The 11,846-nt window shown below is 61.0% G+C and carries 11 protein-coding genes; 3 read left to right on the top strand and 8 right to left on the bottom strand.

What is annotated here, in order from left to right:
- Positions 1 to 31: 31 nt before the first annotated feature.
- Positions 32 to 856, bottom strand: a complete 825-nt coding sequence (locus OPC11_RS04570) for an NAD(+)/NADH kinase (RefSeq protein WP_264781139.1) — start codon at positions 854 to 856, stop codon at positions 32 to 34.
- Positions 857 to 1,023: 167 nt separating this feature from the next.
- Between OPC11_RS04570 and OPC11_RS04565 the strand changes: the two genes are divergently transcribed.
- Positions 1,024 to 2,118 carry a KaiC domain-containing protein gene (locus OPC11_RS04565; RefSeq protein WP_264781138.1) on the top strand — a complete coding sequence of 365 codons (1,095 nt, stop codon included), beginning with the start codon at positions 1,024 to 1,026 and terminating at the stop codon, positions 2,116 to 2,118.
- A gap of 491 nt (positions 2,119 to 2,609) precedes the next feature.
- On the opposite strand, the gene OPC11_RS04560 is transcribed toward OPC11_RS04565, so the two are convergent.
- From OPC11_RS04560 to OPC11_RS04545, 4 genes are all read right to left on the bottom strand, one after another.
- Positions 2,610 to 3,263 (bottom strand): hypothetical protein, encoded by a 654-nt coding sequence (locus tag OPC11_RS04560; RefSeq protein ID WP_264781137.1) that lies wholly within the window; start codon positions 3,261 to 3,263, stop codon positions 2,610 to 2,612.
- A 110-nt stretch (positions 3,264 to 3,373) separates the two neighbouring features.
- A complete protein-coding gene (locus OPC11_RS04555; protein WP_264781136.1) occupies positions 3,374 to 3,997 on the bottom strand; it encodes a hypothetical protein in 624 nt (207 codons plus the stop codon).
- A 612-nt stretch (positions 3,998 to 4,609) separates the two neighbouring features.
- Positions 4,610 to 5,032, bottom strand: coding sequence for a universal stress protein (locus tag OPC11_RS04550; RefSeq protein WP_264781135.1), 423 nt, complete (start codon positions 5,030 to 5,032; stop codon positions 4,610 to 4,612).
- Positions 5,033 to 5,090: 58 nt separating this feature from the next.
- A complete protein-coding gene (locus OPC11_RS04545) occupies positions 5,091 to 6,920 on the bottom strand; it encodes an ATP-binding protein (protein WP_007977032.1) in 1,830 nt (609 codons plus the stop codon).
- A 171-nt stretch (positions 6,921 to 7,091) separates the two neighbouring features.
- Between OPC11_RS04545 and OPC11_RS04540 the strand changes: the two genes are divergently transcribed.
- Complete coding sequence (locus tag OPC11_RS04540; RefSeq protein ID WP_007977034.1) at positions 7,092 to 7,427, top strand: hypothetical protein; 336 nt, start codon at positions 7,092 to 7,094, stop codon at positions 7,425 to 7,427.
- On the opposite strand, the gene OPC11_RS04535 is transcribed toward OPC11_RS04540, so the two are convergent.
- Complete coding sequence (locus tag OPC11_RS04535) at positions 7,421 to 8,671, bottom strand: DNA double-strand break repair nuclease NurA (protein ID WP_007977036.1); 1,251 nt, start codon at positions 8,669 to 8,671, stop codon at positions 7,421 to 7,423. The genes OPC11_RS04540 and OPC11_RS04535 overlap by 7 nt on opposite strands.
- A 543-nt stretch (positions 8,672 to 9,214) precedes the next feature.
- On the opposite strand from OPC11_RS04535, the gene gpmI reads away from it, so the two are divergent.
- Complete coding sequence (gpmI, locus tag OPC11_RS04530) at positions 9,215 to 10,735, top strand: 2,3-bisphosphoglycerate-independent phosphoglycerate mutase (RefSeq protein ID WP_264781134.1); 1,521 nt, start codon at positions 9,215 to 9,217, stop codon at positions 10,733 to 10,735.
- Here the strand turns inward: gpmI and OPC11_RS04525 are convergent.
- Positions 10,732 to 10,929, bottom strand: coding sequence for an HVO_0649 family zinc finger protein (locus tag OPC11_RS04525; protein WP_264781133.1), 198 nt, complete (start codon positions 10,927 to 10,929; stop codon positions 10,732 to 10,734). The two genes, gpmI and OPC11_RS04525, sit on opposite strands and share 4 nt — an antisense overlap.
- A gap of 97 nt (positions 10,930 to 11,026) precedes the next feature.
- A complete protein-coding gene (locus OPC11_RS04520) occupies positions 11,027 to 11,794 on the bottom strand; it encodes an inositol monophosphatase (RefSeq protein ID WP_264781132.1) in 768 nt (255 codons plus the stop codon).
- Between the last annotated feature and the right edge of the window lie 52 nt (positions 11,795 to 11,846).

Here is an 11,846-nt window from a genome sequence, read left to right as displayed (position 1 = left end):
CAACGGAATTAGAGGCTTCCGCTTCCGGCAGTCAGTCTAACTTTCCGAGGGCTTCGAAGAAGTTCGGCGACGGCCCGGCGATTCGGGCGGGTTCGGACGCGAGCGAGACGGTAATCGTCTCCGGCGGTTCGATGCGTACTTGCGTCCCGTCGCTGCCGACGACGGCGGCGTCCGCGTTCGACACCTCGACCACCACCTCGTGGTCCGGTTCGAACACCAGCGGCGGCATGGGATGTGACGCGCACATCTCGGTGAGTATCAACCCGTTCACGCCGGGGTGGACCAGCGGCCCGCCTTCGCTGAGATTGTAGGCGGTGCTCCCAGTCGGCGTCGAAACCAACAGGCCGTCAGCGTGGCCGCTGTTGTACTCCACGTCGTCCACGTGAACTTCGTAGTCGAGTCCCTGTCCGTGTCCGCGCTGTGCGCCCTGTATCACGATTTCGTTCAGCGCGGGGTGGACCGACCAGTCGCCCTCCCCGGTCGCACGGAGGCGGGGCACTTCCCAGGACGGTATCTCGTCCGTCTCCAGATACTCCGCGACGACCGCGCCGACTTCGGCCACGGCGTCTTCCGGCGCGACCGCGTTCAGAAATCCGACTTCGCCGAGGTTGACGCCGAGTATCGGCGTCCCGCCCGCACCGCTCGCCGAAAAGAGGAAGGTGCCGTCGCCGCCGATGCTGACGACCAGATCGTTTTCGGCCATCCGGCTCACGTCCACGCCGTCGACGCCCAACCGCTCTGCGGTCGCGGCGTCGATGTACACCGCCACGGAATCGTCTCTGAGCGTTTCTCGGAGCCGTCCCGCGAGTGTCGCGGCCCGCTCGTTTCCCCGCTGTGCGACGATACCGACGTTCATCACGGCCTCGTTCTCTCCCGGTGCTCAAAAAGCCGCCGACACGAACATTAATTTACGACGGGTGCCAGTGACAGGACGATGAGAACTGTCGCTCGGAACCGGACGCGGACGACCGGGTTATCGGTCCGCGGTTCACGCCGAATCGAAGCCGATGCGGAGGGACTGACGTGAGCGACGACGACGATTGGTTCGAGGCCGCGCTTCGGGACGACGAGGAATCCGATGACGAGGAATCCGTCGGCAAGGAATCCGTCGATAGGAAAGCGGACGGAACGGAAGCGGACAGTGACGCCGATGAAAACGCGGTCGAGGGAAATGCGACCGACGACGCACCGGACACCGGCGACGACCCGCTGTTCGAGGACGATTTCGCCAGCGCGTTCGCCAGCGCTCCCGGTGCCGATGGAGGAAGCGAACCGGACTTCGGCGGCGGTGGCGGATTCGACGACGGCGAATTCGGCGAAGGCGGGTTCGACGACGGATTTGGTGGCGAAGGCGGGTTCGACGCTGGCGGTTTCGGCGGTGGCGGCAGTAGCTTCGACGACGAGGCGTTCGAATCCGCCATCCCGCGCATCGACATCGGCATCGACGGCCTCGACAGCATGATCCACGGCGGCGTCCCCGAACGAACCCTGATGGTCGCCATCGGCAACGCGGGGACCGGGAAAACCACGTTCGGACTACAGTTTCTGAACCACGCCCTCTCGAACGGCGAAAAGGCGGTCTACGTCACGCTGGAGGAGAGCCACGAGCGAATCGTCGCCAGCGCGACCGAGAAGGGCTGGCCCTACGACGAGTACGTCGAGGAGGACCGCCTCGCGGTCGTGGACTTGGACCCCATCGAGATGGCCAACTCGCTGTCGAGCATTCGAAGCGAACTCCCCGGCCTCGTCCGCGACTTCGGCGCGTCGCGGCTCGTCCTCGACTCCGTGTCGCTCCTCGAAATGATGTATCAAGGGCAAGCCACCCGCCGCAACGAGATTTACGACTTCACTCGAAGTCTCAAGGAAGCGGGCGTGACCACCATGCTCACGAGCGAAGCCAGCGACGAGAACCCCTACTCTTCCCGCCACGGTATCATCGAATACCTCACCGACGCCGTGTTCGTCCTCCGCTACGTGCGCAGCACCGACGACTTCCGCGAGACGCGACTCGCCATCGAAATCCAGAAAATCCGGGACGCGAACCACTCCCGCGAGATCAAGCCCTACGACATCACGGACGAGGGAATCAGCGTGTATCAACAAGCCAATCTGTTCTAGCACCTTTTTCTGCGGTCGCAGGCGGAAACGACGACGGCCGCGTCGTCGTTTCCGCTGGCTCCCTGGAAAAATCTGCACCAAAAGCGCTCCTCCCTCCCGTTGGTCGGTCGTCGGCCCGAAAAATCTTCGATTTTTCGGTGTTACATTTTACGCATATAATCCCCCACAGTGACCACGACGGCCATATAGGGTGTTGGTATGAGTCCCAACAGTTCGCCGAGTCGCGGCCAGCCCGGTTGTCCACCGGACGCCGTCCATTCCGTTGCCCCCGGAGCGCTTTGTGACTACCGCTTCAGGCAGTTACAACCGGATACCGAAGACGGCCGGTGAGTCAAGAGCGGACCGCTGTCGGAGAAAATTCGTCTCGTAAAATGATTCCCGAGAAGGTTCCCGAAAGGCAGGAGTGACGTTGCGCAAGTCACCTAGGGCGTCTCGGCTATCTCGACCGTATCGTAATATCGATACCAATCGATGATTGGCTCTTTCAACAATTACGGATCAGCGCAACTGTATCTATCGGAACCACCGTAATCGTACATCACGTGTGTTATCGTACAACTCTGATGTGTCCCGATGAAGCTTTTGAACGTACCGGTTCCATTTACCCTCCAAGAGCCAACACCTCCGTCAGAATCCTCCGTAGTTGAATCGGTGACGTTCGTAGAATCCGTACTCCAACTGTTCCAAGTGTCTGTTGAAATATCCCAACTCACAGACTCAATGTCTGTTCCGGTATAGGTCCACCACGTCGTTACTGTCAACTGCCACAGCTTATCTCCAGTAGCATTCTTGTTCGTGACGGTGGTCGTCATATTATCCGAGGGTGCAGACTCTACCGAAAGGTCACCTCCACTCTCGGTATTTGCCTGTGCTCGCTCATCTCTGCTAACTGTTTTACTATGCGGAAGGAGTGCGTATTCAATTATCTTATCGCTGTATCTCTCCAATTTTTCCTTTTTAGAGACTTCAGATAGATCCTCTCTGTTCACTATCTTCAGCACTTGGTTGATTTTCGCCTTTTCCTTTTTGCTGAGATTCACTTCGCTTTTTCCCTCTACTTGTCCCACAGCTAGAGTGCCGACCAAACCAATTGAAGAAGCAGCGCCGACTTTTTCTAGTATGTCTCGACGATTGAGTTTGCTCATTTTGTCAACAATATTTATATGTTGTATTTTTGTACTTATAGTTTTTCCATTGCTGTTTACATATTATCACTTCGAATCATATACTCACTGAAATTAGAATATGTGAACGGTCAGCTACCAGCGGAAGCACCATTGTATTGGGTGGTCGAGCTAGTGGAGAGGAGGTATCCCATTGTAACTAGAGACACAGTGAGTAGTTCAACGAACGGAAGTTGTTCTGGGATTTCTCCGTTCTTCAGACCGACAATGTATATCAGAGCCCATGTCCCCGAGAAAACAAGTAGTGGAATCCCGACGAAGCGGATAGAACCGTCTTTCCAGAAGAAAGCCAGTCCGAAAAACCCAGACCCAACTATGTACGGCAAGGGGCTGAGCCATAGGAGATACGGCAATTCGGGTAACGGACGGATTAGAATTGTTAGGAGACCGCTCAAAAATAGGATCGGTGTGAGTGCCATCAGGGCGCTACCCAGAACCGCTAGTCGAGGGGTCTTGGAAGTCAGGCGGTGATACAGACCTAACAAAGCAATGAATGGAATTGCAAGTCCAACGAGTCCAATCAATTCCGTGGGGGAAATTAGACCCGCCCATTCCGGTAGTCTCTCTTGGATCGTAAACCCGACAAAATCCGAAAGGTTCCTGACCAGAGCTTGGATCAGCAGAGAACCTCCTGCAATCAACAAGAGGGCTCCGGTCATTTCTTCAAGAAGTTCTCGTAGTTTCAATTGCACCATTGACAATAATGTCGTACAATTGATTGGTATTAAATGTTGCTCTTGTCCCTGACATGTATCAATACAAACTGTAGTTGATTGAGAAGATACGGTTCCAAGCATTGTCTAGCTCTGAACCTCCTCAACAGGCGTCGATTGTGAGCGATTGAAGCGGTCGATGCGCATTTTGAGCGTATGAAACCATTTTTGGTGGGGTTTCGCTCGTTGTAGACGAGGTGACCCCTCTCCAAATCGAAAGAGGGAAGTTCGATACCCATAACCATCAACGAGAAATATCGTATCAGGAAAATTTTATTTCTCGGACAGCTCAGAGAGGAACGCAGTTACCGACTCGGTGCCGCGTTGCGCAAACACTGCGATGTCGAGCAGCAATTTTGTTTCGGTGGCGATTGCAGCGTAGACTCAAGACCACTCGCCGTTGATTTCTACAGCGTTTCATCAACTGTGATCCGCTATCTGCCAGTCGATGCACCCAGTTCTAAACCGCTCTATGCGAGCGTTCATTCCGCCAAGATCGTCGGTGAAACGGGGAACTTCGATGTGGAAAATAAGTCCCGTCCGACGGTTGCATCGCTGGCCGATTCCGGTAATCGTGAAAATTTCGTCGCCGAATTATCGAACGACAGTCACCGGAACGGACGAGCGCCGAACGACCGTTTCCGCGACGCTGCCGAGGAGGATTCGGGAGACGCCGGAACGCCCGTGACTGCCCATGATGATCTGGTCGAACTCCTCCGCGTAGTCCACGATGGTCTGGGCCGGTTGCCCGACTTCGGTCTTCGTGGTGAGCGTGACGCCGTGCTCGTCCGCGAGCTCCCGTGCCTCCTCGAACAGGGCGTTGGCGTTCTCCTTCGACTCCTCGTACCACTCCTCCGAATAGCCGGGCATGCCGACCGTGGACGTGTAGCCGACGTCGATGGGGTCGATGACGTTGATGACGGTGATATCGGCGTCCGGAAACTCAGAAAACGTGTACGAAAGTGCCTCGGTCGCCTGTTCCGACCCGTCCAACGGAACGAGGATTTTCTTTCCCATATCGAATATTACGCGTTCCTGTTACATAGCGTTTTGTCTCTCCGCGCGCTCAAACGATTCAGTCTCGGCCGTGCCGGGTGACACATTTCGGCAATCCGGTAATCTCGACCGGCTCGGAGTTGTCCGGCGAATAGACGACCATCTGACCCTTCTCCATGTACGGCACCTTCTTCTCCAGACTGGTCGGGATGTTCACGCTCTTGATGGCGTCCTCGTCGCCCAGATTGAGGACGACGGTCGTGTTTATCTGCTTGAACACGGATTCGGCGATGTCCTGCGGGTCCTGCGTGATGAGGAACAGGCCGAGTCGCTCCTTGCGGCCCTGCTTCGCCGCGTCGGTGAACTTGCCGATGACCTTCCGGGCCTGCACGCTGTCGGCGTTCGAGAGGAAGTTGTGCGCCTCGTCCATCCCGACGAGGAGCGGCGTCTCCTTGATGGTCGGGAACTCGGGCGCGTTCGAGAGCTTCTCGTCGATGAGGAGGCTCGACACGGCGAGGACGACCATCTCCTTCGCCCGACTCGACGGCAGGTGGTAGGTCGGCACGACCGAGAGCCTGCCGGACCGAACGAACTGGGGAACGAGTTCGGTGATGGACTTCGCCGACTGGTCGAACACGCCGCTCGGCACGGAGCGGGCGCGGCGCTTCACCGCGTCGAACGTCGCCTCGTGGACGCGCCCGGTTTCGTCCAACTCCTCGCGGAGCGCCGGATCGTCGAGGTAGGAGAGGAACTCCTGATACGTCCCGCCGTCGCCGTGGCTCCGGAAGAACCGATTCAGGAGGTGCGTGAGCGCGCCGTACTGGTTGTCGTTGAGGCTCGCGCCCGCGACGAGCCACTGGTTGTCCCTGACCATCGAGAACGGTATCGTGAACTCGATTTGCTCGGCGTCGTGGTGGCTCGCGGCGTACGTCGAACCGCCGACCTTCGGGACGAACGCGACGGTTTCGTCGTGGCCGCCGTGGGCGATGCCCTCGCGCTCCCACGCGCGCTCGTCGCTCGCCGTCACGTCCGGGTTGTCGTCGTGCATCTGGGCGTACTCGTCCTGCGGGTCGAACTGCACGACGGCCATCCGTGCGTCGCGGCCGTCCTCCATCGGATACGTGCGTTCGTCGGCGAGGTACTGCCGGAGGATGTTCTTCGCGCCGTGGGTCTTCCCGGACCCGGTGCCGCCCGCAACGAGCGAGTGGCGGAAGACGAGCGGGTCGCCCGAGTCGTAATCGTCCGTCACGCGGTAGTCGATGGTCGGCGGCTCCGCGGCGGTTCGAACCTTCTCGCCCCCGACGGAGAGGTGCCCGAGGAACACGCCGTCCTCGGGAATCTTCAGCCCCGTCTTGATTTCGCGCTTGTCGCTCGCCTGTCGGACCACCGTCTCGGGTTTCGGCACGCGGTCGGTCATCCGCCGCTTTAGCTCGCCGCCGTCGGAAAAGAGGACCGCGATGGGTTCGAGCGTCGCCATGAACTTGTAGTCCGTCTCGTCTATCGTCCCGTTGCGCATCGCTCGCCGGGCGTGAATCTCGGTGGCGTCGTCGCTGTGGAACTCCTGTGCGTACTCCAGCGTCGTGATGCGACAGAAGAGCTTCTCGCCGTCGGGATACGGCACGAGCAGGTACTTCCCGATTCGTACGTCGCCGCGGTTCGGCGCGGTGATGTACGCCCGGAGGCAGGTGTCGTCGCTGTCCTCGCCGATTACGAGGCCCTCCGATACGGCGAGACTGCCGAGGCCGCGGTCCTCGCCGATGGGGTCGAGGTCCATGCGGTCGAAGTCGTCGTTTGCCTCCGTCGCGCTCGTTTCGTCCGTCCGCCCTTCGTCGGTTCCTGACGACGTTTCCGACCCCGACGAGTCGTCGGTGTCGCTCCCGTAGTTCGAGAAGTCGCCCAAATCGCTCATGGACCTGCCATCTCGGGCGCGAGTGAAACGTGTTTCGCACGGGACCGGACGTGCGAGTTACTGGCCGACGGCGTGAAACGAACCGAAACGCCCCGTCTTTACCACCGATTGTCGTGATTTGGCACCAAATTCCCCACTTGCCTTTTATTCTCCCACCGCCTATCTATGGGTATGTTGCTCGTTCGTGGTGAGGCAGGCGGGACGACCCTCACGGGGACGTTGTACGAGCGGGGCGAACGCTCGCCCTCGTTCAAGGGCGCGCCGGACGAAGACGCGCCGTACGTCTGGGTCTGTGACGAGTTCTATCAGGTCGAGAGCGGCGGCACCGCCCAGATGGTATCCGGCGAGGAGGTCCACGTCGCGTTCGAGACGCCGATGCCGCGCGGGTTCGACACCCGCGAGCAGGCCCTCGACGCCGCGGAAGAACACGTCAGAACGCAGTTCGCTCGCATCGGCGTGAACGCGGACGACGTGGAGTTCTCGATAGAGAAAGCGGAGCTTCAGTAGTCGAGCCCCCACCGGATGTCGTTGTAGTTCCGGTCGAGTTCGGTATCGAACGACCTTTCGAAGCTCGTTATCAGCGAATCAGTGCTGTTTCGACCGATTTGCGCCAGCGAATCGGCCTTCGTGATGACCGTCGGCGGTCCCTTCGAGATGGCGATTTCTTTCAGGAGTTGGCGCTCGATACGCCGCCGACACGTCTCGTCCTCGGTGAAGATCCGCGGTGCTTCTATCTTGAACAGCAATCGCCGCCGAGGGTCGTAGACGACGCAGAACGTCAGTTCGTACTGCTCCGGCGCGTACTCTCGCTCGACGTGCCGTGCGGCCTCCGTGCTCCCGAAGAAGGCGTCGGACCCGGCGCGGGAGACGAACCAGTTCGTCAGGGTCATGTCGTCGGTGAACCGCTCGTACTCCCCGTTTTCGTACTCGCCGCGTTCGAGGACTTGCGAGAAGAAGGCCGCGTCGTGCACCCACGGCGTGTTCACCCCTTTCGCCCGAAGCGTGCGGATGATGGACTTCGCGGAGATGTTCTTGACGAACCCCGCGAGCGGCACGTCGCGCTCGGCGAACGTCTCCACCAGTTCGACGTAGTTCTGCAGAATGGTCCGCACCTCGTCCGACTCCTCGAACAGGTCGGGAAGTATCGACCCGCGGTCGCGCCAGCGGATGATGCCTTTCGGGTACACCGGCCCGTCCAGCAGGAGGAAGTCCGACACGTCGTCGGCGTGGTCGAGCGCGTGCCGACTCTCGGCGCGGTACAGCGCCAGCGCGTGCACGATGTCCCGTTCGTAGTCGTCCCGGCGCGGCGCGTGGACGATGCGTCGCTTGCTCCCCTCGCTGTAGGACTCCCAGTCCGTGCCGAACTCCGTCGTCGCGTCGTTGGTGTGGACCGCCTTGACGATGGTCCGCGACCCGTGCAGGTCGAGGTCCGACGGCGACGAACTCATCGCGGCGTGCGCCACGTCCACCACCAACCCGTTCTTGAACGGTTGCGGGTTGATGGTCCCCGAATCGAGGCCGTGCATCGTCCCGAACTGGTCGGCTTCGAGCGCCAACTCCTCGATGTTGGCGCGCTTCCGACGGAGGTCCGAGAGCGGTTCGAGTATCTCCGTCCCGTCGTGAAACAGCGGGTCGAGGTAGTTCTCCCAGACGTTCCGTGCGAGTTCCCGATGGTCGCGCTCTTCCCCTTCGTACTCAATCCTGTCCGCCAGTTCGGCGATGCCGTCGAAGTGAACGGGGTCGAGTGTCATGCCCGCTTCAACCCGGTCCACCCCGAAAAAAGGTACCGTTCTCCGATTCCCGCGCGTAATCGAATACCGACTGCTTCCGAACCGACGACTGGTCGCTTCCGAACCGACGGCCGACGCTCGGCGTGACCGACGTCCCCGCCGCTACGAAACGATTCGTTTCGGGCGAACGATAGCCCTGCGGCGTCAGTCGCCCGGTCTCTGCCTCGCGAGTATCACCCCCACGACGATGAGTATCCAACCGACGTCGTTTCGATTGGCAATTATCGTCGCACCGGCGGTGATGAGCGCCACGGAAACCCCGTTTGATGGTGCCCTGTTGGGCATAGTATCACCCGTCCCTGTGAACGAGCGACTACAACCAGCACCGCCACCGTAGTTAACGGAATTCTTACGCGGAGTGAAAGTGAACGGAAAACGACCGAGGGGAGAAGCGAACCGAAAACGACCGAGGGGAGAAGCGAACCGAAAACGACCGAGGGGAGACGCCTCCGTTTCAGCGACGCAGGCGAAGAATAGTTACCCCGCGGTGCCGTCGGTTCGCCCATGAAAGCGGGACTCATCGTGCTCGACGGATGGGGACTGGGTAGCGAAGACGGCGGCCGGAACGCAATCGAGGCCGCGGACACGCCGAATTTCGACCGCCTCGCGCGGGACGGCGCGTACGGGACGCTCGACGTGACGGGGCGGCGGGTCGGACTCCCGGACGGCCAGATGGGTAACAGCGAAGTCGGCCACCTCAACATCGGCGCGGGTCGCGTGGTCAAACAGGAGTACACCCGCATCAGCGACGCCATCGCGGACGGCGAACTTGGCGAGAACGAGGCCATCAACGGCGCGTTCGACTACGCCGAGGAACACGGCGGGCGCGTCCACTTCATGGGATTGGTGAGCGACGGCGGCGTCCACTCCGACCAGGAACATCTCTACTCGCTCATCGAACTCGCGGCGGACCGCGGTATCGAGGCGACGACGCACGCCTTCACGGACGGGCGGGACACGCCGCCGAAGAGCGGGGCGGGCTTTCTTTCCAGTCTGGAAGATGTGGTCGAGGAACAGGGGACGGGCGAGATAGCGACCGTCTCGGGGCGCTACTACGCGATGGACCGCGACCAGAACTGGGAGCGGACCCAGCGGGCCTACGACGCAATCGTGAATCGGGAGGCCGAGTACGAGAAGGGGAGCGCCGTGGAGGCCGTGGAAGCGTCCTACGAACGCGGCGACACCGACGAGTTCGTCAAGCCGTCGCTCGTGAGGGGCGGGCACGCGCTGGAGGACGGTGACGCGGTGGTGTTCTTCAACTACCGCTCCGACCGCGCCCGACAGCTGACGCGCATGATTGCGGACATCGACCCGGCGTGGTCGTTCGACACGCACCCGCCGGACGTCGAGTTCGTGACGATGACCCAGTACGACCCCGAGTTCGACCTGCCGGTGGCGTTCCCGCCTCATCAACCCGAAGAGACGCTGGGGGAGGTACTCTCGGAGAACGGCCTGACGCAGCTTCGGCTTGCGGAATCGGAGAAGTACGCCCACGTCACCTACTTCCTGAACGGCGGGCGGGAGGTCGAGTTCGACGGCGAGATTCGGCGCATCATCGAGAGTCCCGACGTGCCGACCTACGACCAGCAACCCGAGATGAGCGCCGAAGGCGTCACGGACACCGCTATCTCGGTCATCGACGCCGAGGACCCCGACGTGCTCGTCCTGAACTACGCGAACCCGGACATGGTGGGCCACACCGGGGACTTCGACGCCGCCGTGGAAGCCGTCGAAGCGGTGGACGAACAACTCGGACGACTCGTGGACACGCTCGAAGCCCACGGTGCCCACGTCCTCATCACCGCGGACCACGGCAACGCGGACGACATGGGGACGCCGGAGAGCCCGCACACGGCGCACACGTACAATCCCGTTCCGCTCGTCTACGTCTCCCCGGAGGGCGACGACGGCGGAAAGAGGGTTCGGAGCGGCGGGTCGCTCTGTGACCTCGCACCGACGCTCCTGTCGCTCATCGGCGTCCAGCAACCGGCCGAGATGACCGGCGAGTCGCTGTTGGAAAACTAGTCGTACCGGAGGATGCGCGTGTCGATGGCGTCACAGCGCGGGCAGAGGTGTTGGTAGTGGATTTCCCGTCCTCGTTTCGTGACGCGCCAGTTACCTTCCGTATCGACGTAGCCGCACTCGATGCACTTGCGCTCCGTGTCCTCGTAATGCTGTCGTAGCCGGTCGAACGGGGAACGGCTGGATTTGGCTGCCATGTGGTAACGTATGGTATGGCACTGCATAACTATAACGATTTTTTGATATTTGTTGGATACTCAACCAGAATGGTCGTTGCTCACCGGCATTCCCTACTCACAACAGCGTTCGCAGCGTCTCGAAGGTCTCGTCGCTCGCCGCCGCGAGGAACAGGTCGTCGTCGTTCGCCAACCGCGCGCCGCTCTCCTCCGCCAGCAACCACCCCGCGTGCTGTTCCACCGCGTCCGGGTGGACGGAGACGACGGCTTCGAGTTTCCCCCGCGCGAGCAGGCCCCAATCCAACGCGGGTGCCCAACTCTCCCAGACTCGCTTGCAGCGTTCGGCGACCTCGTCGTTCAACGCGTCCGCTTTCGCCCGCAACTCCTCGTCCCGAACCGCGTCCAGCCCGAGGACGAACGAAACCGTCGCGTGGTCGCTCGCCACGTCGCTCTCGGCCCGAATCGGTTCGCCGTTCAACGTGACGCCGCCGCCCCGTCTGGCGACGTAGGTGTCGTCGTGAAGCGGGTCGCGGACCACCGATAGAACCGGCACGTCCTCCCGAAGGAGTGCGAGCGCGGTACCGAAGTACGGAATCCCGGAACAGAAGTTGTTCGTGCCGTCGAGCGGGTCCACCACCCAACGGTACTCGCCCGCACCGGACCGCTTTCCCGACTCCTCGGCGTAGATGGCGTGGTCGGGAAACGCCTCGGTCAACACGTTCAGCACGCGACGCTCCGCCGCACGGTCGGCGAGCGCCTTCACGTCATCCGGGCCGTGTTCCGCCGCGAGCGAGTCCGTTTCGAATTCGGAAGCCAGATACGCCCCGGCGGTGTCACACGCCCGCACCGCGACCGCCTCGAACGAATCGAGGTCACTCTCGTCCATACGGATACGTATCACCGAGGCGTAAAATCCGTCCCGGTTGCGATTCGTCCCC

The sequence above is a fragment of the Haladaptatus sp. T7 genome (genome assembly GCF_026008575.1).
Lineage (GTDB): Archaea > Halobacteriota > Halobacteria > Halobacteriales > Haladaptataceae > Haladaptatus > Haladaptatus paucihalophilus.
This window is presented reverse-complemented; position numbering and strand designations above follow the sequence as displayed.

What these genes read in the sequence shown, in the direction of transcription:
- OPC11_RS04560 (WP_264781137.1), bottom strand. Translation starts at nt 3,263, where the DNA reads ATGAGCAAACTCAATCGTCGAGACATACTAGAAAAAGTCGGCGCTGCT.
- OPC11_RS04525 (WP_264781133.1), bottom strand. Translation starts at nt 10,929, where the DNA reads ATGGCAGCCAAATCCAGCCGTTCCCCGTTCGACCGGCTACGACAGCAT.
- OPC11_RS04555 (WP_264781136.1), bottom strand. Translation starts at nt 3,997, where the DNA reads ATGGTGCAATTGAAACTACGAGAACTTCTTGAAGAAATGACCGGAGCC.
- OPC11_RS04540 (WP_007977034.1), top strand. Translation starts at nt 7,092, where the DNA reads ATGTTGCTCGTTCGTGGTGAGGCAGGCGGGACGACCCTCACGGGGACG.
- OPC11_RS04550 (WP_264781135.1), bottom strand. Translation starts at nt 5,032, where the DNA reads ATGGGAAAGAAAATCCTCGTTCCGTTGGACGGGTCGGAACAGGCGACC.
- OPC11_RS04535 (WP_007977036.1), bottom strand. Translation starts at nt 8,671, where the DNA reads ATGACACTCGACCCCGTTCACTTCGACGGCATCGCCGAACTGGCGGAC.
- OPC11_RS04520 (WP_264781132.1), bottom strand. Translation starts at nt 11,794, where the DNA reads ATGGACGAGAGTGACCTCGATTCGTTCGAGGCGGTCGCGGTGCGGGCG.
- OPC11_RS04545 (WP_007977032.1), bottom strand. Translation starts at nt 6,920, where the DNA reads ATGAGCGATTTGGGCGACTTCTCGAACTACGGGAGCGACACCGACGAC.
- OPC11_RS04570 (WP_264781139.1), bottom strand. Translation starts at nt 856, where the DNA reads ATGAACGTCGGTATCGTCGCACAGCGGGGAAACGAGCGGGCCGCGACA.
- gpmI (WP_264781134.1), top strand. Translation starts at nt 9,215, where the DNA reads ATGAAAGCGGGACTCATCGTGCTCGACGGATGGGGACTGGGTAGCGAA.